At 64.0% G+C, this 21950-nt stretch carries 18 protein-coding genes; 9 read left to right on the top strand and 9 right to left on the bottom strand.

The window, feature by feature from the left end:
• The first annotated feature begins 62 nt into the window (after nt 1-62).
• A complete protein-coding gene (locus tag O0879_RS11980; protein WP_251350452.1) occupies nt 63-1385 on the top strand; it encodes a homoserine dehydrogenase in 1323 nt (440 codons plus the stop codon).
• 64 nt (nt 1386-1449) lie between these two features.
• Here the strand turns inward: O0879_RS11980 and O0879_RS11975 are convergent, their stop codons facing one another.
• From O0879_RS11975 to O0879_RS11960, 4 genes are all read right to left on the bottom strand, one after another.
• Nucleotides 1450-1815 (bottom strand): ribonuclease E inhibitor RraB, encoded by a 366-nt coding sequence (locus O0879_RS11975; RefSeq protein WP_077407485.1) that lies wholly within the window; start codon nt 1813-1815, stop codon nt 1450-1452.
• Between the two features lie 144 nt (nt 1816-1959).
• Nucleotides 1960-2523: a porin gene (locus tag O0879_RS11970; RefSeq protein WP_289916628.1), complete on the bottom strand. Its 564-nt coding sequence runs from the start codon at nt 2521-2523 to the stop codon at nt 1960-1962.
• A 168-nt stretch (nt 2524-2691) separates the two neighbouring features.
• Nucleotides 2692-4191: a sensor histidine kinase gene (locus O0879_RS11965; protein WP_289916626.1), complete on the bottom strand. Its 1500-nt coding sequence runs from the start codon at nt 4189-4191 to the stop codon at nt 2692-2694.
• Between the two features lie 2 nt (nt 4192-4193).
• Nucleotides 4194-4916, bottom strand: coding sequence for a response regulator (locus tag O0879_RS11960; protein WP_251350454.1), 723 nt, complete (start codon nt 4914-4916; stop codon nt 4194-4196).
• A 214-nt stretch (nt 4917-5130) separates the two neighbouring features.
• Here O0879_RS11960 and O0879_RS11955 point away from each other — a divergent pair, with 214 nt between their 5' ends.
• From O0879_RS11955 to O0879_RS11930, 6 genes are all read left to right on the top strand, one after another.
• Entirely contained in the window at nt 5131-6192 is a 1062-nt protein-coding gene (locus O0879_RS11955) for a porin (protein WP_099667023.1), read from the top strand.
• Nucleotides 6193-6195: 3 nt separating this feature from the next.
• Nucleotides 6196-7176 (top strand): tripartite tricarboxylate transporter substrate-binding protein, encoded by a 981-nt coding sequence (locus tag O0879_RS11950; protein ID WP_251350455.1) that lies wholly within the window; start codon nt 6196-6198, stop codon nt 7174-7176.
• Nucleotides 7177-7224: 48 nt separating this feature from the next.
• Nucleotides 7225-8322 (top strand): ABC transporter substrate-binding protein, encoded by a 1098-nt coding sequence (locus tag O0879_RS11945; RefSeq protein WP_099667024.1) that lies wholly within the window; start codon nt 7225-7227, stop codon nt 8320-8322.
• A 69-nt stretch (nt 8323-8391) separates the two neighbouring features.
• Nucleotides 8392-10182, top strand: coding sequence for an iron ABC transporter permease (locus tag O0879_RS11940; protein WP_289916624.1), 1791 nt, complete (start codon nt 8392-8394; stop codon nt 10180-10182).
• A gap of 33 nt (nt 10183-10215) precedes the next feature.
• Nucleotides 10216-11289: an ABC transporter ATP-binding protein gene (locus O0879_RS11935; RefSeq protein ID WP_289916622.1), complete on the top strand. Its 1074-nt coding sequence runs from the start codon at nt 10216-10218 to the stop codon at nt 11287-11289.
• Between the two features lie 2 nt (nt 11290-11291).
• Nucleotides 11292-12338, top strand: a complete 1047-nt coding sequence (locus O0879_RS11930) for an AbrB family transcriptional regulator (RefSeq protein WP_289916620.1) — start codon at nt 11292-11294, stop codon at nt 12336-12338.
• Here the strand turns inward: O0879_RS11930 and O0879_RS11925 are convergent.
• Genes O0879_RS11925 through O0879_RS11915 form a run of 3 tightly spaced genes read right to left on the bottom strand, consistent with a single transcriptional unit; the run spans nt 12335 to nt 13988 of the window.
• Nucleotides 12335-13120 (bottom strand): DUF2145 domain-containing protein, encoded by a 786-nt coding sequence (locus O0879_RS11925; RefSeq protein ID WP_289916617.1) that lies wholly within the window; start codon nt 13118-13120, stop codon nt 12335-12337. The genes O0879_RS11930 and O0879_RS11925 overlap by 4 nt on opposite strands.
• 4 nt (nt 13121-13124) lie before the next feature.
• Nucleotides 13125-13541 carry a hypothetical protein gene (locus O0879_RS11920; RefSeq protein ID WP_251350457.1) on the bottom strand — a complete coding sequence of 139 codons (417 nt, stop codon included), beginning with the start codon at nt 13539-13541 and terminating at the stop codon, nt 13125-13127.
• A 24-nt stretch (nt 13542-13565) separates the two neighbouring features.
• Nucleotides 13566-13988 carry a hypothetical protein gene (locus O0879_RS11915; RefSeq protein ID WP_099667029.1) on the bottom strand — a complete coding sequence of 141 codons (423 nt, stop codon included), beginning with the start codon at nt 13986-13988 and terminating at the stop codon, nt 13566-13568.
• Between the two features lie 160 nt (nt 13989-14148).
• Between O0879_RS11915 and O0879_RS11910 the strand changes: the two genes are divergently transcribed.
• The gene (locus O0879_RS11910) at nt 14149-14892 is read left to right on the top strand and encodes a helix-turn-helix domain-containing protein (protein ID WP_077407465.1); all 744 of its coding nucleotides are present in this window, start codon (nt 14149-14151) and stop codon (nt 14890-14892) included.
• A 244-nt stretch (nt 14893-15136) separates the two neighbouring features.
• Here the strand turns inward: O0879_RS11910 and O0879_RS11905 are convergent, their stop codons facing one another.
• Both O0879_RS11905 and O0879_RS11900 read right to left on the bottom strand, forming a co-directional pair.
• A complete protein-coding gene (locus O0879_RS11905; protein ID WP_289916614.1) occupies nt 15137-16618 on the bottom strand; it encodes a DUF3999 family protein in 1482 nt (493 codons plus the stop codon).
• Nucleotides 16615-19815: a DUF2339 domain-containing protein gene (locus tag O0879_RS11900; protein ID WP_289916613.1), complete on the bottom strand. Its 3201-nt coding sequence runs from the start codon at nt 19813-19815 to the stop codon at nt 16615-16617. Before O0879_RS11900 ends, O0879_RS11905 begins: the two co-directional genes overlap by 4 nt.
• A gap of 245 nt (nt 19816-20060) precedes the next feature.
• On the opposite strand from O0879_RS11900, the gene O0879_RS11895 reads away from it, so the two are divergent.
• Complete coding sequence (locus tag O0879_RS11895; protein ID WP_251350461.1) at nt 20061-21947, top strand: MFS transporter; 1887 nt, start codon at nt 20061-20063, stop codon at nt 21945-21947.
• Nucleotides 21948-21950: the final 3 nt, after the last annotated feature.

Below are 21950 nucleotides of genomic sequence, written 5' to 3'. Positions count from 1 at the left end.
AGCAATACCGATCAACCTGGCGCCGCCCAAGGGGGCGCCACTTATGAGCAGTCAAGCACACTATGAAATCCATCAAGATCGGCCTGCTGGGCCTGGGCAATGTCGGTTACGGCACGTTCAGCGTCCTGAAACGCAACCAGGAAGAAATCAAGCGCCGCGCGGGCCGCGGCATTGAAGTCGTCGCCGTCGCCGTGCGCGACGTGGCGCGCGCCGAAGCGCTCGTCGCCGGCGGCTGCAAGGTCGTCAATGACCCCTACCTGATCGTCAACGATCCCGAGATCGACATCGTCGTCGAACTGATCGGCGGCTACGACCTGTCGAAAACCCTGGTGATGCAGGCCATTGCCAACGGCAAGCACGTGGTCACGGCCAACAAGGCCCTGCTGGCCGTGCACGGTAATGAAATCTTCGCCGCCGCCCAGGACAAGGGCGTGATGGTGGCCTTCGAAGCGGCCGTCGCCGGCGGCATCCCCATCATCAAGGCGTTGCGCGAAGGCTTGACGGCCAACCGCATCGAATGGATCGCCGGCATCATCAACGGCACCACCAATTTCATCCTGTCCGAGATGCGCGACAAGGGCCTCGATTTCGCCACCGTGCTGAAACAGGCGCAGGAACTGGGCTACGCGGAAGCCGACCCCACCTTCGACATCGAAGGCGTCGACGCCGCGCACAAGGCCACCATCATGTCGGCCATCGCCTTCGGCATCCCGGTGCAGTTCGACAAGGCCTACGTGGAAGGCATCAGCAACCTCAATGCCGTCGACATCCGCTACGCCGAGCAGCTGGGCTACCGCATCAAGCTGCTGGGCATCACCAAGCGCGCCACCGTCAATGGCGTGGAAGGCATCGAGCTGCGCGTGCATCCGACCCTGATCCCGGCCAAGCGCCTGATCGCCAACGTGGAAGGCGCCATGAACGCGGTGCTGGTGCATGGCGACGCCGTCGGCGCCAGCCTGTACTCGGGCCGCGGCGCGGGCGCCGAGCCGACCGCGTCGTCGGTGATCGCCGACCTGGTCGACATCACCCGCCTGGCCACGGCCGACCCGGAACACCGCGTGCCGCACCTGGCGTTCCAGCCGAACGCGATGACCGATATCGCTATCTTGCCGATGTCGGAAATCACCACCAGCTACTACCTGCGCATGCACGTGGCCGACCAGCCGGGCGTGCTGGCCGACCTGACGCGCATCCTGGCCGAACGCAGCATCTCGATCGACGCCATGCTGCAAAAAGAGCCGGCCGAAGGCGAGACGCATACGGACATCATCATGCTGACGCACCAGACGCAGGAAAAGAATGTCACGGCCGCCATCGAGAAGATGGAAGCGTTAAATAGCGTGGTGGGTACGGTCACCAAGATCCGCCTGGAAAACCTCAGCTGAGCGTTTTCAGGCGATCTATGCAAAACGGCGCCCGCGGGCGCCGTTTTTTCATCCGATGACTATCTTAATGCTGCGGCACGTCGGGCGCGCCGACGGGACCCACATCCATGCCGTCATAGCTGGCCAGCTGGTTTTCCTGGGCAAACGCCATCAGTTCGCCATTGCGCGCGTGCAGACTGTCGACGCCATGCACTTCGGCCTTTTCCACGTGCAGCACCCACACGGGCGGTGCCGCCGGATCGTCGAGTTCCGGCTGGTACAGTTCCACGGGGCGGTAGCCCTGCAGCGCCAGCACGGTGGCGGCCTGCTCCAGCGGTTCGGAAGTGGGGTTTGTGAAGTAATAGCCCCACAGCAGCGGCTGGGACAAGTCCCAGGGCGCGTTCTCGGCGATATTGGCGAACAGTTCGCTTACGTCTTCTTTGGTCATCATGGCAGTGGGCCTTCATTAAAATCTCAGGGCGCGATCTTAACATCGGCGCCCGTGGCACGCCATGCGCGCATAAAAAAACCGGCTGTGCAGCCGGTTTCTTATCAGCCGTTACAACGGCTGGATGTTGATGCGCGCGAGCGCGAATCAGAACTTGTAGCGCAGGCCGATCGACAGCAGGTCGGCTTTCATATTGCCGCCATCCACGCTGAATACTTTACCGAAGTTCTCGTATTCCGCTACCAGCGACAATTTTTTATCGAAGTGGTAAGCAGCGCCGATGCCAAAGACGGCTGCGGTCTTGTTTTTGGAACCATCGAAATCAAAGAAGTCTTTATTGTTACTGGGTTTTGCACGATTTTGCGTTACACCGGCTTTGCCGAACAGCGAAAATTGTTCATTCAATGGCAGGGTGCCGGTGGCTGCCACGTAAAACGCGCTGCTTTCCAGGTTAGCCGATGCATCTTCCCCATACAGTTTCACTTTGCCAAAATTGACGTAGCCAGCTTCTGCGCCGAAGTTGGGCGTGAAATCGTAACCAGCGTAGGCTTTGTAGCCGGTTTTGTGATCTTTTTCCGAACCTTGGCCATCGACGTTCAATTTCAATTCCGAACGACCGACGTTGGCACCAGCGTAGAAACCTTCAGCTTGGGCGAACAATGGGAATGCCAGGGCGGCGCTTACGACTGCTGCAAACAATTGCTTTTTCATATTAATCCTAGGTAATTAATGCGGAGAGACCGTCTCGCCGCTTAATGGGAGCCGAATTGTATAGGGATGAATATGTTTATGTAAGGCAATTATTTAAAAAATATTAGAAATAAACTACGTGTTGTTTTTGGGCAACGATTCGTGTCGAATGACTATCTATGCAGGCCATCATGCGGCCACGCCGAAATGCACGCTGACTTTCAATCCGTGGCCATTTTCCGCCGTCGCCAGTTCCAGCCGCGCGCCGTGCAGGGCGGCGATGTCGCGTACGATGGCTAAACCTAGCCCCGCGCCGCCTGGATTGCTCTCGAGCGCCGTACCGACGCGGTAGAACGGCGTGAATACGCGTTCGCGCTCGGCCGGCGGGATGCCCTTGCCGCTGTCTTCCACCTCCAGCACGGCGCCGTGTTCCTGGCCGTTCTCCGTTTGCGCCGCGCGCACGCGCAGGATCACGCTGCCGCCCTGCGGCGTGTAGCGCAGGGCGTTGTCGACCAGGTTGGCCACCAGTTCATGCAGCAGCAGGGCCTGGCCATGCACGGGCGCTTCGTCGGGCGCTTCCAGCGACAGGTCGATTTGCCTGCCGACGGCGGCCATGGCCATTTCCAGTCCCACCTGCTGCGCCACGTTGCGCAAGGGGACGGTGTCCATCGCCAGGCTGTCGCTGCCATGCTCGATGCGCGCCAGGGTCAGGAGGCGGTTGGCCAGCAGCACGGTCGAATCGGTGGTGGCGGCGATCGAGCGCACGATGTCGCGCAAGGCGGCGATGTCCGGCGGCGCGCCCGCCTGGCGGTCGCACTCGCGCATGGCCAGTTCGGCCTGGGTTTTCAGCACCGTCAGCGGCGTGCGCAACTGGTGCGAGGCGTCGGCGATGAAGCGGCGCTGGCTGGCGATCAGCTGCTGCAGGCGCGACATGGAGCCGTTCATGGCGCTCACCAGAGGGCGCATTTCCTTGTGTACCAGCGTGGGGTCGACGTCGGACAGGTCGGACAGGGTGCGCGTCTCGACCTCCGTTTTCAAGCGCATCAGCGGGCGCAGCACCAGGCGCACGGCAAACCACACGAGGGCGCCCATCACCAGTATCATCGCCGCCTGCCAGCTCAGGGTGTCGAACAGGATCTGGTTCGACAGGCCGCGCCGCGCGTCCAGCGTCTCGGCCACCTGGATCAGGGCGATGCCGCGCATCGAGTCGTCGTACACGGGTTGCAGCAGGGCGGCGATGCGGATCGGCTTGCCGTGGTAGTCGGCGTGGTAGAAGCGCACCAGGGCAGGATAATTCTGCGAGCGCGGCACGTTTTTCGGCACGGGCGGCAAGTCGCCATAGCCCGACACCAGTTCGCCATTGATGCCCGTCACCTTGTAGTAGATGCGGCCCAGGGTGTCGGTTTCGAAGCTGTCGAGCGCCACGTAGGGTACTTCGGCCACCACCTTGCCGCCCACGATGGAGACGCGCTCGGCCAGCGCCCGCGTCGACGCCAGCAAGGAACGGTCGTAGGCCATGTCGGCCGCGTCGAGCGCGTTGCGGTAGACAAAGACGGCGTCGAGCAGCACCAGCATCACCAGGGGGATGAGCAGCCAGCGCAGCAGCTGGCTGCGCAGGCTGCCCAGCGGCCGGCCCTGCGCCCAGCGCCGGCGCAGGCGTTCGAGCAGGGGCGGGCGTGGGGCGCGCACCGTCATTTCGGCGCGGCCGGCGCCATGGCGCTGCGCGGCTGCAGCAGGTAGCCGATGCCGCGCAGGGTGGTGATGACGGCGCCGTCGGGCGAGCCGCTTTCCACGCCGCTTTCCAGCTTCTTGCGCACGCGGTGGATATACAGTTCGATGGCGTCCAGGTTGGCGTCGTCGGCCAGCGCAAAGACTTCGTCGAACAGTTTTTCCTTCGACACGGCGCGCCCCGAGCGCGTGATCAGCGCTTCGAGCACGGCGTGTTCGCGCGGCGTCAGGGGAAACGGGGCGCCGGCATAGCTGAACATGCGCGTGACGGTGTCGAAACTGAGGGCGCCGCAGGCATGCACGAGGGCTTCATTGCCCTGGCTGCGGCGCAGCAGGGCTTTCACGCGCGCTTCCAGTTCGGCCAGTTCGAACGGCTTGGCCATGTAGTCGTCGGCGCCCAGGTTCAGGCCCTGCACTTTTTCATCCAGGCCGCCGCGCGCCGTGAGTATCATGACGGGAGTCTTGCCGCGCGTGCCGCCGCGCGCGCGCAGGCGGCGCAGCACGTCCAGGCCATCCATCTTCGGCAGGGTCAGGTCGAGCAGCACCAGCGAGTATTCCTGCGTGTGCAGCAGGGCGTCGGCATCGGCGCCGTTGTGGGCGGTCTCCACCGTCAGGTGCGCGTCGCGCAGGGCCTTTGCCAGCCAGTGCGACAGCTCCAGATGGTCTTCCACTAATAATATGCGCATGGTCTCCGCCATTCGTTGAAATGGATGCAGTGTAAGCCTGCCGGCGCCGCGCCGACAGGGGCGGCGATGAATATGTTTGTCCCCTTTGTGGCTGGCTGGCGACACCTGTCAGTCTGAAAGCGAATTGAAAGGATCGCGCTCATATAGTGTGATCCTGATTCATGAAATTGATCAGGCATATCACTAATAACTATATCTAAGGGAGATACTCTACATGAAGAAGACCGCATACTCGCTGGCCGCTTTGGCTGTCCTGGCCGCCGCTGGCAGCGCCCAGGCACAATCGAACGTCACGCTGTACGGCCGCCTGGACGCCGGCGTCAGCACCACCAGCAACGCCGGTCCGAACAAAAGCTCGATGACGCAAGTGAGCTCGGGCGGCATGAACACCTCGCGCTGGGGCATCCTGGGCAGCGAAGACCTGGGCGGCGGCCTGAAAGCTGTCTTCAATCTGGAAGGCGGCATCCTGGTCGACACGGGCGCGGCCGACGGTGCGCTGTTCAAGCGCCAGGCCAATGTGGGCCTGGAAGGCGCGTTTGGCCGCGTCGTGCTGGGCCGTTCGTTCACCACCGTGTATGACTTCGTGCTGCCGTTCGATCCGATGGCCTATGCGCCGTTCTATTCGTGGGCCACTTCGGCCAACGCGACTGGTCCGAGCAAGTACGGCATGACGACGGCCTTCGACAACATGGTCAAGTACTCGGGCAAGACGGGCGACTTCAGCTACGGCGCATCGTACGGCTTCGGCGAGCAGTCGACGGGCAACTCGGACAGCGCCAAGCTGTCCACGGCCGTCACCTACAAGACCGGTCCTGTCAGCCTGCTGGCCACATATGAGCAGGTGAACGGCAATGCCATCGCCGGCGGCGCGCGCGACAAGACCACCGTGTACCACCTGGGCGCCATGTATGACGACGGCCCGTGGAAAGTGCAGGCGGCGGCGCGCGACTACAAGCTCGATCCGGCTGCCTCCGGCAAGGCCGACGTGCGCGGCACCCTGTACTGGGGCGGTGTCAGCTACAAGACCACGCCGGTGATCACCCTGACGGGCGTGATCTACTACCAGGACGTGAAAAACGTGGCCGCCAACCTCAATGCCGATCCGATCATGTACGTGGCGCGCGTGCGCTATGCGCTGTCCAAGCGCACCGACCTGTACGTGGCCGGCGCCTACGCCAAGGCCAAGCACAACCAGCTGGTCAGCTTGTCGCGTGATGATGCCGGTTTCGGCGACACGCAGCGCGGCCTGATCGCCGGCATCCAGCACCGCTTCTAAGGCATGACGATGCTGCGCTCCCTGTTCCTGTCCTTGCTGTGCCTGCTGCCCGCCCTCGCGGGGGCGCAGGCGTCGGCGCCGGCCGAGTGCGTGGTGCCGTCCAAGCCGGGCGGCGCCATGGACCTGACCTGCAAGCTGGCGAAAAAAGGCCTGGCGCAGGAGGGCGCGGCAGCCGCCATGGCGCCGATGCGCATCAGTTATCTGCCCGGCGGCATCGGCGCCGTGGCCTGGCACTCGATGGGGTCGCAGCGCCGCCGCGCGGAGCCGAACACCCTGGTGGCCTTTTCGGGCGGTTCGCTGCTGAATCTGGCGCAGGGCAAGTTCGGCAATGCCAAGGCGGGCGACGTGCGCTGGGTGGCGGCGCTGGGCGCCGACTACGGCATGATCGCCGTGCGCAGCGATTCGCCCTACAAGACGCTGGGCGACCTGATCGCGGCATTGCGGCAGCATCCGGACAAGGTGCTGATCGGCGTCTCCGGCACCATCGGCAGCCAGGACTGGTTGAAGATGGCGCTGGTGGCGCGCCACGCCGGCATCGATCCGAAAGTGCTGCGTTTTGTCGCGCTCGAAGGCGGCGGCGAAGTGTTTACGGCGATGCAGGCCGATTATGTGCAGGTGGTTTCGGGCGACACGTCCGAAGCCACCCTGAACGCCAGCGCCAACCACGCGCGCGTGCTGGCCGTGCTGTCGGAGAAGCGCCTGCCCGGCGTGCTGGCCGGCGTGCCGACGGCGCGCGAGCAAGGCGTCGACGTGGTCTGGCCCATCATCCGCGGCGTGTGGATGGGGCCCCAGGTACCGGAGGCGGACTACCAGCGCTGGGTGGCCACCTTTGACCGTGTCATGGCCACGCCGCAGTTCGCGGAATGGCGCGCGCAGGCTGGCCTGTATCCATTCGCCCTGACGGGGCCGAAGCTGACGGCGTATGTCAGGAAGGCGGTCGACGAGTATGCCAGGCAGGCAAATGAGCTTGGCCTGATGCGCTGATCGACATCCCATTAAATAAAAAACCTATTCATAGACGGAGACAACCCCATGCAAACCAAGACCCTGCTTCAAGCCGCCCTTGCCACCGCGTTTGCCAGCCTGGCCGGCGCCGCTTTCGCCCAGGTACCGGCAGGTTATCCGGCCGACTACCAGAAGATCATCGACGCGGCCAAGAAGGAAGGCAAGGTGGTGATCTACAGCGCCACCGACAGCAAGGCCGCCGCGCCGCTGATCAAGGACTTCAGCGCCCTGTATCCAGGCATCTCGGTCGAATACAACGACATGAATTCCACCGAAGTGTATAACCGCTTCATTTCCGAAGTGGCCGCCGGCGGCAACACGGCCGACGTGATGTGGTCTTCGGCGATGGACTTGCAGATGCGCCTGGCCTCGGATGGCTACGCCCTGAAATATAAGTCGGTCGAAGCGGCCAAGATTCCCGGCTGGGCCATGTGGGACGACCAGGCCTACGGCACTACGTTCGAGCCGGCCGCCATCGTCTATAACAAGCGTTTGCTCGACCCGAAGGAAGTGCCGAAGAACCACGACGATTTCGTCAAGCTGATCGCCACGCCGAAGTTCAAGGACAAGGTCACCACCTACGACATCGAAAAATCGGGCGTAGGCTTCATGTTCATGGCGCAGGATGCCAAGGAATACCCGCAATTCCTGGCACTGCAAAACGCGTTCGGCACGGCCAAGGTGCGCGTGCAGTCGTCGACGGGCACCATGATGGAGCGTATCTCGTCCGGTGAAAACCTGATCGGCTACAACGTGCTGGGCTCTTACGCGCTGGTGCGCGCCAAGACCGACCCGTCGATCGGCGTGGTGCTGCCCAAGGATTACACCCTGATCCTGTCGCGCGTGCAGTTCATTAACAAGAATGCGAAGAACGTCAACGCCAGCAAGCTGTGGCTCGATTACATCCTGTCGCACCGCGGCCAGACCATCATCGCCAACGGCGCCAAGCTGTTCGCCATCCGCGCCGACGTCACGGGCGAGACCACCTCGGCGGAGCTGATCAAGGAAATCGGTACGGCCAACGTCAAGCCGATTCCCGTGCACCCGATCATCCTGCAATTCCTGGGGCCAGCCAAGCGCATGGCCTTCTTGAAGCAATGGAAAGAAACAGCCGGCAAGAAATAACGCCGTCCTGGCCGTCCGCAGGCGCGTGCCCGCGGACGGATGCCGTACCCTTCATTCATTGGATTCATCATGCAAACTGCTATCTTGCCGCTGCCTGCACGGTCGCGCTCTCCCTTGTCGCGCCTGAACTGGCCGCGCGGCGTGGTCGTGGCGATTACCCTGGTCGCCATTTTCCTGCCGCTGTTCCTGATTTTTTACCAGAGCTTTTTGAACGCGCCCTTCTTCATGCCGGTGCGCGAATTCGGCTTTGATTCCTACCGTTTCATCTTCGATGATCCCGATTTCGCCATGGCCTTTAAGAATGGCCTGATGCTGGCCTTCGGCCTGACCGTCATCGCCGTGCCGCTGGGCGGCATGCTGGCCTTCCTGATGGTGCGCACGGATTTGCCGGGCCGCGGCTGGGTTGCGCCCATGCTGCTGGTGCCGATCTTTGTCTCGCCGATGGTGATGGGCTTTGGCTACGTCGTCTCGATGGGACCCGTGGGCTTCTACTCGATCTGGGCCAAGGAGCTGCTGGGCTTCGTGCCCTGGAATATTTATTCCTTCACCAGCATTGTCATCATCGCCGGCCTGACGCACGTGCCGCACGTCTACCTGTATGCCTCGTCGGCCCTGAAAAGCCTGGGCTCGGACGTGGAAGAAGCGGCCCGCGTGGCCGGCGCTTCGCCGATCCAGGTGATGCTCAATGTGTCGCTGCCGATGATCATGCCTGCGCTGGCGTATGCGGGCGTGCTGGTGTTCTTCCTCGGCTTCGAAGTGTTCGGCCTGGTGCTGGTGCTCGGCGATCCGGAAGGCCACCTGGTGCTGCCGACCTATCTGTACAAGCTGACGAACAAACTGGGCACGCCGTCGTACCACCTGATGGCCGCCGTCGCCGTCTGCCTGGTGATGGTGACCATGCCGCTGGTGATGATACAGCGCTGGCTGCTCAAATCCGCCAACAAATACGTGTCGATCAAGGGCAAGGGCGCGCGCAGCAAGGCCATGCCGCTGGGCCGCTGGAAGTGGCTGGCGTTTGCCTTGCTGGCCGGCTGGCTGGTCTTCACCATCATCCTGCCGTTGACAGGCATCGTGCTGCGCTCCTTCGTGCAGTACTGGGGCGAGGGCGTGCACCTGGCCGACGTGCTGACGTTGCAGCATTTCCGCGATATTTTCGACCAGCCTTCGCTGGTGCGCGGCATCGTCAACACCATCCTGATCGGCGTCGTCGGCGGCGCGCTGGCCGTGGGCTGCTACAGCTTCATCGCGCTGGCCATGCACCGCAAGCAGGACGGCATCACGCGCCTGCTCGATTACAGCGTGCTGGTGCCGCGCGCCGTGCCAGGCCTCTTGGCCGGCCTGTCGTTCCTGTGGGTGTTCCTGTTCGTGCCGGCCTGGCTCGACGGCATATTGAAAGGCATGGACAACGGCGTGGCCCTGTGGCTGAGCGGCCATGTGATTCCTGTGCTGCGCGAAGTGCGCTCGACGATCTTCGCCCTGTGGCTCGCGTATTCAGTGGTGTGGATGGCTTACGGCATGCGCCTCATTTCCACGGCGCTGCTGCAGGTGGGACCGGAGCTGGAAGAGGCGGCGCGCGCCGTCGGCGCCAGCCGTGGCCAGGTGACGCGCGACGTGACCCTGCCGCTGATCAAATACGGCTTGCTGGGCGCCTGGCTGATGGTGTTCCTGATCTTCGAGCGCGAATATTCGACGGGCGTATACCTGCTCTCGCCGGGCACGGAAGTGATCGGCGCCATGCTGGTGTCGCTGTGGGCGGGCGGTTCGACCGACCTGGTGGCGGCGCTGTCCTTCATCAATATCACCCTGGTGGCCATCGGCCTGGGCATCGCGCTGCGCTTTGGCGTGAAGTTACATAACTGAGCTGCATAACTAAGAATAGACTGAGACCACATCATGAATGAATTGACCGTCAATGAGCTGTACCTGGACTACGGCACGGGCGCATCTGCCAACCAGATCCTGAAAGGTGTCTCGATGCACCTGCAAAAAGGTGAAGTGGTCGCGCTGCTGGGGCCTTCGGGCAGCGGCAAGACCACCTTGCTGCGCGCCGTCGCCGGGCTGGAAAGCCCGAAGGCGGGCACCATCCAGATCGGCGAGCGCAATGTCTTCGACGGCGCGAAGCATTTCGAGATGCCGGCCGAGCATCGCAACCTGGGACTGGTGTTCCAGTCGTACGCGCTGTGGCCGCACAAGACCGTGTTCGACAACGTCGCCTACGGCCTCAAATTGCGCAAGATGGGCAGCACGGAAATCGCCGCACGCATCAAGGAAGTGCTGACGCAGCTGGGACTCGGACATCTGGGCGAGCGCTATCCGCACCAGCTGTCCGGCGGCCAGCAGCAGCGCGTGGCGATCGCCCGCGCGCTGGTGTACAACCCGCCCGTGATCCTGCTCGATGAACCGCTGTCGAACCTGGACGCCAAGCTGCGCGAGGAAGCGCGCGCCTTCCTGCGCGAACTGATCGTGCGCCTGGGCCTGTCGGCCCTGATGGTGACGCATGACCAGGGCGAGGCGATGGCCATTTCCGACCGTATCCTGCTGCTCAATAACGGCAAGATCGAGCAGCAGGGTACGCCGCAAAGCATGTATGAAACGCCGGACACCCTGTTCACGGCGGAATTCATGGGCAGTAACAACCGCCTGCCCGGCAAGGTCGTGCAGCGCGAAGGCAAGCAGGTGCGCCTGCTGGTCGATGGCGCGCCCATGCAGGGCGTGGCGCGCGGCGCCAACGCGGGCACGGAAGTGACGACCATGATCCGCGTCGAGGAAGTGAAGATCAGCGCCACGCAGGTCGACAACGCCATCGAACTGCCGCTGCTGACGTGCATGTATCTGGGCGACCGCTGGGAGTGTCTGTTCGAGCGCGGCGGCGCCGAGAACATCAGCTTGCGCGCGTATTCTCGCCACAAGCTCGAGGCGGGCAAGTACTGGCTGCACATGCCGGCCGATAAGCTCTGGGTGTTTTAACGGTGCCGTGGTGGCCGCGCTGGCGCGCAGTCGGCGCAGCGCTGGCCACGGGTTTGCTGGGCACCGCCATCTGCCTGTGGCTGCACACGCCGCTGCCGTGGATGATCGGCCCCCTGTTTGCCACGGCCGCGCTGCGCCTGGCGGGGCGCGAACTGGCTTGCCCCGTGCGCGTGCGGGAAGCGGGACAGTGGGCCATCGGCACGGCCTTGGGTCTGTATTTCACGGCGCCCGTGCTGGCCGTGCTCACCGTCTATACGCCATGGATCGCCGGCGCCGTGCTGTTCGCGCTGGCGCTGGGCGCGTCCGGCGCCATGCTGCTGCGGCGCCTCTCCGGCGTCGACCATGCCACCGCCTTCTTTGCCATGGCCGTGGGTGGCGCATCCGAGATGGCGGTGCAGAGCGAGCGCCATGGCGCCGACGTGGGCAAGGTGGCCGCCGCGCACAGCCTGCGCATGATGCTGGTGGTGGCGACGATTCCGTTCGGCGTGCGCTACTGGGGCAGCCATGGCCTGGCAGAAGGGCATGAGACTTTCGTGCCGGGCGCCGCGCTGGTCGACTATGGCGGGCTGGCGCTGCTGGTCGGCATCACGGTGCTGGCGGCCCTCGCATTAAAACGGGGCCGGCTGCCCAACGCGTGGGTCATCGGCCCGCTGCTGGCCGCGCTGCTGCTGACGGCCTGCGGCATCCATCTGTCGCGCCTGCCCGAATGGATGATACGCGCGGGCCAGCTGTTCATCGGCATCGCCCTGGGCACGCGCTTCACTCCCGCCTTCCTGCATGCTGCTCCCCGCTACCTGGCCGGCGTGGCTCTGTGCAGCGTCCTGATGTTGCTGCTGGCGGCCGCCTTCGGACTGGGCCTGTCGCACTGGCTGGGCATCCATCCCGGCACGGCCGTCCTGGCCACCTCGCCCGGCGGCATCGCGGAAATGTCGCTGACGGCCAAGGCCCTGCATCTGGGCGTCCCCATCGTCACGGCTTTCCACGTGGCGCGCATGGTAGTGCTGGTATTGCTGATCGGACCGCTGTTTCGCCTGCTGCCGCGCCCTTAATTTCCCCGTACGACGATTTCCTGCACCTGCGGTTCGCGCTGGCGCATGAAGCGCACGATGGAGTCCACCGTGACGACGTCGATCTGGCGCGTCATGCGGCGCTCGAACGGGTGATCGTCGAAGGCGATATTGGCGCGGAACATGCGCGCGCCCAGGCGCGTGGCGGCCGGTATGCTGAGCGTTTGCGGCGCGTAGCTGGCGCTGCGCAGCCAGCCTTGCGCTTCGGCGCGCGTTTCGATCTTGCCCGGCTCATTGCTGGCGGCGGCCAGGGTTTCCAGCACCCACTGGTTCGAGTTCTGGTACTTGGTGGAAAACGGATAGGCCAGCATATTGTAGTGCGCCTCATGCAGGCGCTTGGGCGTGTTCGACGTCAACAGTCGCACCAGCTGCTGCTGCGTATCCTGGCCGGGAATCAGGATCAGGCTTTCATACATGAATACGTCATCCATGAAGAAATTACCCAAGCCTTCGTTGTACAGCGACGATTGCGCCGTGCCGCATTCATTGAGTTCATGCACCACCAGCCAGCGGCCCTTCGGGTGGTCGCGCCAGGCCAGCGCCATGTGCGAATAGCGCAAATTGTACTTCGACAGGTCTTGCCCGGCGCGTGCCACCAGCGCCACTTGCGCGCCCGTACCATCGAGCGCCTGCAGGGTCTTTTGCGCCAGGTCCATCGATTTGACGAGGGTGGTCGCATCCGTTGGCTTTTCCTCGCACGAGCGTCCCGCATGGGCGGCGCCGGCCAGGGCCAGACTGATGATCATGACAGTCAGGCGTTTCATGGGTTCACGCTTTCGAATGGTGGAGGATGGCATTGCCGGCCGCATCCGGCACATAGGCGATGGCCTTGCCCGACAGTACCAGCATGTGGCCCGTCGAGACGGCCACTACCTGTATGGCCGTGCCGGCCGCCAGCGACAGACCTTGCGCGGCTTTCTGGCTCAGTTTGACGGAGGCCGTGGCCGCCTGCGAGGCGCCCCTGGCTGCACTCTTCAGCACGAGGACGCTGCCGTCGGCCACGTCTTCCACCTTGTCGATGACGATTTCACCGGCGGCGGCCAGCACCGACATGGAGCCGACGAGCACGATGGCCGACGCCATGCTGGCGTTGTCGGATGCGTTGGTGGTGTCGGAATTGGCGGCCTGGGCCAGCGGCGCCATGGTGGCGGCGCACAGCAGGGCGGTGGCGAGCAGATGTTTCATGGGATTTCCGTTCTTCATTGGTGGTTACACTTTGGAGTGGTGCAGCAGCGCCTTGCCCAGTTCGTTCGGGATAAAGGCGATGGCCTTGCCGGATAGAACCAGCATGTGGCCGGTGGACAGCGCCACCACGTTGACCACGGTGCCGGCCGCCAGCGACAGGCCCTTGGCCGCTTGCGTGCTCATCTGGATGGAAGCGCCGCCCGCTTCGGACGCGCCTTTCAGCACGATGACGATGCCTTCGCCCACCGTTTCCACGCTGGCGACCACCACCTGGCCGGAGGCGACCAGCATCGACATGGAGCCGGCGACGACGATGGCGGAACCCTGGCTGAGGTTTTGCGAGCCTTTCGACAGGTTCTCCGAGGCGGCGGCGTGAACCAGGCCGGGAGCGGCCATGGAGAGCGTCAACAGCGACAGGGACAGGCAGAGGGGCAGCAGGCGTTTCATGTGTTTCTCCTTCAAGTGTGCCAAGTGGCAACGCCATCATTGTAGACTGTGGGCAATTGGTCAATGAAAACGCTACTCGTAGCGGGCAGGCATACCGCAGGTAGCGTATTGCGCTACTTTTTTGCCGCCAGAACCGATGCCATTTTTATAAAGGAAATGCATGCCGCAAACCCACGCCTTGATCGAAGCCTTGAAACGTCTGTTGAAAGCGCGCGCCGTCACGTATGCCGAGCTGGCCCAGCGCATCGGCGTATCCGAAGCCAGCGTCAAGCGGATGTTTTCGCAGAAGCAATTTACCTTGCAGCGTCTGGACCAGATCCTGGTGGCCATCGGCAGCGATTTCCAGCAGCTGGCGCTGGCCGTGCAGTCTGCCCAGGCCGCGCCCACCCTGATCACGGGACTGACATATGCGCAGGAAAAGGAAATCATCGAGGACACCCGGCTGTTCGTGGTGGCTGTCTCTGCCCTGAACCTGCTGCCGCTGGAACAGATCGTCGCCATCTACGACATCAGCGAGGCGCAAGCCGTGAAATACCTGCTGCGCCTCGACAAGATCGGTTTTCTGGAACTGCTGCCGAATAACCGGGTCAAACTGCTGGTCGCGCGTACGTTTGCGTGGATACCGAACGGTCCCATCCATACGTATTTCAAAAAGGAAGCCTATGGTGACTATTTGAATTCCCAATTCGATGGCGAAACGGAATTGTTGCGCCTGGTGAACGTGATGCTGTCGAAAAAATCCACGGCGGCCTTGCTGGAACGCCTGAAGCAAGTGGCGGTGGAATTTTCGCAGCAACACCAGGAAGACGCGCGCCTGCCCGGCGATGAGCGTCTGGCCATCAGCTTCATGCTGGCGGCGCGTCCCTGGATGCCGCAGACGTTCAAGGCGTTGCTGCGGCAGTAAGCGTACAAGCCGGTCGATAAGCAAGCCTGCTAGCCTGTAAGCCAGCCAGCCAGCCAACCGCCAGCCAGCAAGCAAGCAAGCCTGTAAGCCAGCCAGCAAGCAGTGAAGCCAGCAGGTCAATAAGTCAGTACGCCACAATAAAGCCATTCGTGGCGCCTGGTTTTTCTGGCCGCTAGTCTGGCCGTTGGCCGCGCTTGTTTGCGCCATCCTCCATTGCTTGCCGGCCCACTGCTTGCGGGCTCATTTATTGCTGGCCCGTTTGCTGTTGGCCTGATTTCTGCAGCTCCGTTTGTTCCTGTTGTTCCTGTTTCATTTGCGTCAGCAAGCGCCAGGCAAAGAAGCCCAGCACGCCCACGCCCAGCAGCAGTGCGCCCCACAATGCGGCCAGGCGCCACGGTGCCCCGTCTTTTGTGGCGCGTGCGGGTGCCGCCGCGCCCCCGTTGGGGTGGAGCGGGCCGGCGCTGGCCGTCTTGAGTGCCAGCAATTCGTCCGTCTTGAAGCCGGGCGCCACCTGCGACAGCGGTTGCGCCACGGCGGCGGCGTTGCTGTTGCCGAATGCCAGTTGATAAGGCGGCTTGCCGCTGGCCAGGAAAACGACGGTGGCCGGTGCCCAGCCCAGGCGCAGGGCGGGCGCATCGCTGGCGTCGAGCTGGAGTTCCGTGGCCGTCTGCAGCACCCATTCACCCGTTTGCGTCACGGGCATGGCCAGGTCGCCCGAGATCCGCTCCTTGCCATCGAGGCCGATGCGGTAAAACGTCGTGCTCAGCAGGGGATCGAAATACGCACCTTGCGCGGGACGCGCCTGGTGGCGCAGGTGCAGCCGGTGCCGGGGAATATAGCTGTTCTGGCGATACACGCCCAGGGTCACGGGCAGCACCACATTGTTGCGCGTCAATTGCAGGGCGATGCTGTCGGCGGGAATGGCGAGGGGCGTGGCGTAGCGCCATTCATTTGCCTGCTTGCCGGGCAAGCCTTGCAGCACGATGGAGGCGCGCGCTGGAGCGATCTCCGTTTCGCTGACGGCTTGCGCCGTGATCGCCGCAAAGGCCAGCGGTTCGCCCGCTTGCCAGCTCAGGCGCGCATAGCGGAAGGCGCGCGGCGCAAAGGCGATGTTGTCGTTGGCCAGGGTCTGCGTGTCGCTGTTGCTGAGCCAATTCAGGGTGGTGGTGCCGATGGCGTCCCATTGCTTCAGGTCATCGCTCACTTCCAGCAGCACTTGCGCACTGTAATTGTCCGTGCGGGCCGGCGGCGTGAAGCGCAAGGCGGCGATGCGCTTGTCTTGCGTTTGCTTGCCCAGGTCGAGGATCAGCGCCTGCAGCGCCGCCGTGGTCGCTGCCGTGCCGGCGCGCGTGCTGACCGACAGCAAACGGCCATCGTCCGCCGTGCGGATATCGATGCCTTGCAAGCCATCGCCAGTTGCCGGCGCGCCCGTCACGGGGAAAATGCGGGCGGGAATGGCAGTCCGTTGCGTGGCCGATTGCGCGGGCGGCGCGCCGATGGCGTAGGCCAGGCGCTTGCCGTCCGCGTCGAACAGGCGCAGGTCGGCCAGGCTGGCCGAGCTGGCGTGCAGGTAGACGTCCCTGGGCAATATCAGCTGGACGATGCCGGCGCCGGCCGGCACCTGCACGGGCATGCTCCAGGCATAGTCCTGTGGCCGGTCCTGGCCGGGCGCGGCCAGCGCGGCGCCTGCCACCAGCAGGCTGCAGCAGATCAATGAGGGCTTCATGCGGCTCCTTGTTGCGGTTCGGCTGAAGCGGGCGCGGCAGCCTTGGGGAAGGGCGCCAGGTAGCCGATCAAGACCATCAGCAAGCCGACGCCCACGAAGGAGACGATGCGCTCGATGCCGCCCACGTTGGACAGGTCGATCAGGAACAGTTTCAGGACGACCAGGCCCAGCAGCACGGCGCCCAGGCTCCATTGCTGGCGCCGCTGCTGGCGCGCCGCGTGGCGCATCAGCAGCAGGGCCGTCACGCTCCACACCAGCGACAGCATCGCTTGCACGAACTGCGAGGCCAGCATGGCGTCAAATGTGTAGGGCACGCCCAGGTACTGCGACACCGTGCGCAGCAGCATCAGGTTGAACCAGCCATACAGCAGGCACGCGGCCAGGACGGGCAAGCGCGCCTGCCATACGGCGGGCAGCGGCATCTGGCCCGCCGGCAACAAGCGGTAGCTGGCAACGGCCAGCAGGACGGCAAAACCCGTGCTCAGGTCCAGCGGATTGAGCAATGGCAAGTACGGCAGCGGTGCCATGGCGCCGTCGTCGAAGACGTTCCACGCGGCGATCAACAGCAGCGACCATGCCGCCGCCAGCGGTATCAGATAACGCTGGTACCACGCCGCAATCGGCGCCACCGGCCAGGCGCCAGCGCGGCAGCGGCGGATCAGCCCGGCCAGCACCAGCATCATGGCCCAGGCCGGCAAGTAGCGGGACCAGGCAGGGCTGACGCTGCCTTCATGCTGCGCCAGCCAGGCGCTGACCTGGATGGCGCCAAGCGGCCACAGCATCAACCATGGCGCGGCCGTGCGCAGCGTATGCAGGAAACGCAGCGCGCGCGCGTCGAATTGCCGGCCCGCTTGCGGCCAGGCCAGCAGCAGGTATTCTCCTGCCGCCAGGGCGCTGGCCAGGGCCAGCCAGCTCAAGCCGGTCGGCAGGTAGTCGCGCAGGTACAGCGCCAGCAGCAGGTTGGCGCTCCACAAGCCCAGGCCAATCCAGGCGGCCGCGCTGATCCAGCGCAGCTGCGGCCAATCGAGGCGCCGCGCCAGGAGGGCGAACGCGGGCGTCGTGACGCAGACGGCGATCAGGTACAGCGCCAGCCAGTGTTCGCCCGCGTGCGCTTGCAGCTCCAGGTTGCCGTCGATCAGGCGCAGCAGCCAGCTGGTGAAGGGCACGAGGATGGCGGCAAACCACAGCAAGCCGCTCCAGGCCAGCAGGGGGCGCGCCACCAGGGCCAGCAGCTCGTCGCCGCCGCGCGCGCGCAGCGCAAGGAAACGGGCGCTGGCAAAGGCGGCGGCGCCCAGCAGCAGGGCGCTGAGGAAGGAGCCGCCGAACAGGCTGGCCGGATGCTGGTCCCAGGCCCAGCTGGCGCGGCTGAGCATGACCATGCCGGCCAGGACCTGCACGGCCAGCAGCAGCGCGCGCGGCGCATGCCATTGTTCGCGCCGCGCCAGCGCCACCAGCAGGGCTGCCACAGCCAGCGCGCTGACGGTCAGCAGGTTCAGTTGCGTGGCGGCATCCGTGCGCAGCAGGATTTCGCTCCAGATGCCGCCCAGCAGCCAGACCGTGGCGGCCGTCAGGAACAGCACGGACAGGCTGCTCATGAACTCCGGATGCAAGTGGCTGCCGTGGTGGCGGAAGTTGAAGGCCATCACCAGCGCGGCGGCGGCCAGCAGCGCGCAGCCGAGCCAGATGTTGGCCTGCAAGGCCGCCGCCGTATCGAGTCCCTGCATGGCGCCGAGGAAGGCAAGCCAGGCGGCCCCCTGCACCAGCAAGCCAAAGGCCCAGGCCAGCGTCTGGCGCTGGCGCAAGCCGACCCAGACGATGCCCGCGCCTTCCAGCGCCCAGGCGGCGGACGTCCAGCGGCCGTCGAGGGCGAACGGGATGGCCAGGGTGCCGAAGACGATGCCCAGCGCGAGGAAGGCTTCGGCCAGCAGTTTGAAACCTGCGCGGCGCCACAGCGCCACGGCCAGTCCCGTGTAGCACAGGCCGGCAAGCAGCGCGGAAAACGCCAGGCCAAAGTCAAAGTGCCGGACGAGGCCGTATTGCAGGCCCATCGCCGCCAGCGGCGTGCCGAAGACGAGGGTGCCATCCACGTAATGCTTGAGGCGCGGCGCCTGGCGCGCGCAGTAGGCGATCGCGATGCCGATATAGAACAGCACGAACAGGATCAGGAACAGCTGCGTCGACAGGTAGTGCTCGGGCGAGTAGCGCAGCAGGCCCCAGGTGGTGGCAACGACAAAGGTAAAGCCAAAGCTCAGGACATTCAGCACGCGCCAGGCGCGTTTCAGGGCGATGGCGAAGACGCCCGCATTGAGCAGCGCGTAATAACTGAACAGGCCGATATGGTTGCCGCTGCCAGTAGATACCAGCAGGGGCACGGCAAAGCCGCCGACGATGCCGAACACGGCCAGCCAGACGGCGTTTTGCAGCACGGCCAGCAGGCACGTGAACGCCGTCAGCACGAACAGCACGGCAAACGCCAGGCCGGCCGGGATCAGTTCATACAGACGGAAGGCGCCAAACGTGACCAGCATCAATATCGCCAGCGCCGTGCCCTGCAGCGGCAGGCTGATGCCTGGACGGCTGAGGCGGATGCGCCAGGCCCAGGCCAGCAGGGCAATATCGGCCAGCGCGATGCCGGCCAGGCGCAGCTCGATGGGCAGCGTGACCTGGGCCGACACGTACTTGAGCAGGAAGCTGACGCCGAGGAAGAGGATCAGCAAGCCCAGCTTGGCCACCAGGTTGCCCGTGAATAGCCAGTTTTTCGCCTTGGCAACGAGGCCGTCCGGGTGCGCGATCCAGGACGGGGTATTCGGGACGGCAGGGGAGAGCTTGGCGGGGGGCGGCGGAGCCGATGGTGCTGGTGCGGATGGGGCGGCTGGCGCAGCCTTTGCCAGTGCGACGGGCTCGCTCGCGGCCGCTTGCGGCACGGGGGCGGCAGGCGGCGCAGGCACTGGCGGGGCAACCGCAACAGGCGCCGGTACTGGTACCGGCAGCGGCGCAGCGCTCTCTACGACGGGAACGGCAGCAGGCGCTTCGCCCTGGCCTTCCAGCGTCCGCAGGCGCTGCTGGATGCCGTCGACTTCCTTGCGCAGGCGCGCCGTCAGCAATTCCAGATCCGCCACTCTGCGGCGGTACTGCAGCACCAGCACGAAGGCGGTAATCAGCAAGCCAAGGATGAACAGCGTGATCAATCCAAACATGGGGCAGCTTTCCTGAAAGGGCAGGGCGAAGGCGCCCGATGTATGCGCACATTACCTTATTATCAAGAAACAAGCGATTTCTGTTGTGTCAGGGCAAGTGCCAGGAAGTGCGTGCGGCGGCAAGGCAAGCATGGGGCCGGAGCGGGCTTTTCATATTGATGTCAAGCAAGATGTCGACATTCAGATTGTCGTGCGCAAGATAGTGCTGTATTTTAGCAATTCCTTAATTGCCAGTTCCCCATGCCATGAGTCAAAGCAGCCAGTTTTCCTTATTGTCGCAGCGCCGTTTCGGGCCCTTCTTCTGGACCCAGTTCTTTGGCGCCTTCAACGACAATCTGTTCAAGACGGCCTTGATGGTGATCCTCGCCTACGATGCGCTGAGCTGGACCACGCTCGACCCGTCCACCATCACCAACCTGATTCCCGGCCTGTTCATCCTGCCCTATGTCGTGTTTTCAGCCACGGCGGGCCAGCTGGCCGACAAGTTCGAAAAGGCGGGCCTGGCCCGTTTCGTGAAATGGATGGAACTGGCCATCATGGCCGTGGCCGCCGCGGGCTGGATGACGCATACCCTGTGGCTGCTGGTGGCCGCCGTCGTGGGCATGGGCGTGCATTCGACCCTGTTCGGCCCCGTCAAGTATGCCTACCTGCCGCAGCAGCTCAAACCCGAGGAACTGGTCGGCGGCAATGGCCTGATCGAGATGGGTACCTTTGTCGGCATTTTATTGGGCGAAATCCTCGGCGCCGTGTTGATCGTGCACAAGCCGCTGGGCGTGGAACTGGTGGCGGGCGCGACGATTGCCGTGGCCGTCTTCGGCCTCATCGCCAGCTACCGCGTGCCGCGCACGCCGGCACCCGAGCCGGACTTGAAGGTGAGCCTGAATTTCGTCGCCGAATCGTTCCGCAACCTGAATTTTTCGCGCAAGAACCGTCCCGTCTTCCTGGCCATGCTGGGCAACTCCTGGTTCTGGTTCTATGGCGCGCTGATCCTGGCGCAGTTCCCCGTGTATTCGAAGGATTTCCTGCATGGCGACCACAGCGTGTTCGTGCTGTTGCTGACCGTGTTTTCCGTCGGCATCGGCACGGGTTCCCTGCTGTGCGAGCGTTTGTCCGGCCACAAGATCGAAATTGGCCTGGTGCCGTTCGGTTCCATCGGCCTGTCGCTGTTCGGCATCGACCTGTATTTCGCCAGCAATGCGTATGCGAATACGCAAGTGGTCGATGCGCTGGCCTTTGTCAGCCAGGCCGGCGTGCCGCGCATCTTGCTCGACATCGTCATGATCGGCGTCTTCGGCGGCTTTTTCATCGTGCCCCTGTTCGCCCTGATCCAGACGCGCTGCGACCCGAAACACATTTCGCGCACGATCGCCGGCATGAATATCCTGAACGCCCTGTTCATGGTGGCGGCCGCCGGCGTGGCCATCGTGCTGCTGGGCCAGGGGTTTACGATTCCGCAGTTGTTCCTCGTCACGGCCATCCTGAACGCGCTGGTGGCGGCCTACATCTTCTCGCTGGTGCCGGAATTCCTCATGCGCTTCCTCGCGTGGATACTGATACAGACCGTGCACCGCGTGAAAGTCGTCGATGGCGAGCGCATCCCGACGGAAGGGGCGGCCGTGCTGGTGTGTAACCACGTCAGCTATGTGGACGCCATCGTCATCATGGCGGCCAGCCCTCGGCCCATCCGTTTCGTCATGGACCACCGCATCTTCAAGATGCCGCTGATGGGCTGGATTTTCCGCACGGCCAAGGCGATTCCCATCGCGCCGGCCAAGGAAGATCCTTTCCTCATGGAAAAGGCCTTCATTGATATCGCGCAAGCGCTGCACGAGGGCGAGCTGGTGTGCATCTTCCCCGAAGGCAAGCTGACGCGCACGGGCCAGATCAGCGAATTCAAGGGCGGCATCGCGAAGATCGTTGAGCGCAGCAAGGTGCCCGTGATTCCACTGGCGCTGCGCGGCTTGTGGGGACATCTGTTGAGCCATCGCAATGGCCATTTGTTCGAGCGCGCCTTCAAGGCAGGCTTGCGCTCGCGCCTGTCGCTGGCCGTGGGCATGCCCGTGGCGCCCGAGGCCGCCACGCCGGAATTGCTGCAGCAAAAGGTGCAGGAATTGCGCGGCAAGTGGAAATAAACG

This window comes from Janthinobacterium sp. SUN120, assembly GCF_030397735.1.
In the GTDB taxonomy this organism is placed as follows: domain Bacteria; phylum Pseudomonadota; class Gammaproteobacteria; order Burkholderiales; family Burkholderiaceae_D; genus Janthinobacterium; species Janthinobacterium kumbetense.
Note: the sequence above shows the minus strand (reverse complement) of the source record. Positions and strands in the feature narration are given on the sequence as shown.

Coding starts and splice junctions, on each gene's coding strand:
- O0879_RS11980 (WP_251350452.1), top strand. CDS start 63: ATGAAATCCATCAAGATCGGCCTGCTGGGCCTGGGCAATGTCGGTTAC.
- O0879_RS11975 (WP_077407485.1), bottom strand. CDS start 1,815: ATGATGACCAAAGAAGACGTAAGCGAACTGTTCGCCAATATCGCCGAG.
- O0879_RS11970 (WP_289916628.1), bottom strand. CDS start 2,523: ATGAAAAAGCAATTGTTTGCAGCAGTCGTAAGCGCCGCCCTGGCATTC.
- O0879_RS11960 (WP_251350454.1), bottom strand. CDS start 4,916: ATGCGCATATTATTAGTGGAAGACCATCTGGAGCTGTCGCACTGGCTG.
- O0879_RS11955 (WP_099667023.1), top strand. CDS start 5,131: ATGAAGAAGACCGCATACTCGCTGGCCGCTTTGGCTGTCCTGGCCGCC.
- O0879_RS11950 (WP_251350455.1), top strand. CDS start 6,196: ATGACGATGCTGCGCTCCCTGTTCCTGTCCTTGCTGTGCCTGCTGCCC.
- O0879_RS11945 (WP_099667024.1), top strand. CDS start 7,225: ATGCAAACCAAGACCCTGCTTCAAGCCGCCCTTGCCACCGCGTTTGCC.
- O0879_RS11940 (WP_289916624.1), top strand. CDS start 8,392: ATGCAAACTGCTATCTTGCCGCTGCCTGCACGGTCGCGCTCTCCCTTG.
- O0879_RS11935 (WP_289916622.1), top strand. CDS start 10,216: ATGAATGAATTGACCGTCAATGAGCTGTACCTGGACTACGGCACGGGC.
- O0879_RS11925 (WP_289916617.1), bottom strand. CDS start 13,120: ATGAAACGCCTGACTGTCATGATCATCAGTCTGGCCCTGGCCGGCGCC.
- O0879_RS11920 (WP_251350457.1), bottom strand. CDS start 13,541: ATGAAACATCTGCTCGCCACCGCCCTGCTGTGCGCCGCCACCATGGCG.
- O0879_RS11915 (WP_099667029.1), bottom strand. CDS start 13,988: ATGAAACGCCTGCTGCCCCTCTGCCTGTCCCTGTCGCTGTTGACGCTC.
- O0879_RS11910 (WP_077407465.1), top strand. CDS start 14,149: ATGCCGCAAACCCACGCCTTGATCGAAGCCTTGAAACGTCTGTTGAAA.
- O0879_RS11905 (WP_289916614.1), bottom strand. CDS start 16,618: ATGAAGCCCTCATTGATCTGCTGCAGCCTGCTGGTGGCAGGCGCCGCG.
- O0879_RS11900 (WP_289916613.1), bottom strand. CDS start 19,815: ATGTTTGGATTGATCACGCTGTTCATCCTTGGCTTGCTGATTACCGCC.
- O0879_RS11895 (WP_251350461.1), top strand. CDS start 20,061: ATGAGTCAAAGCAGCCAGTTTTCCTTATTGTCGCAGCGCCGTTTCGGG.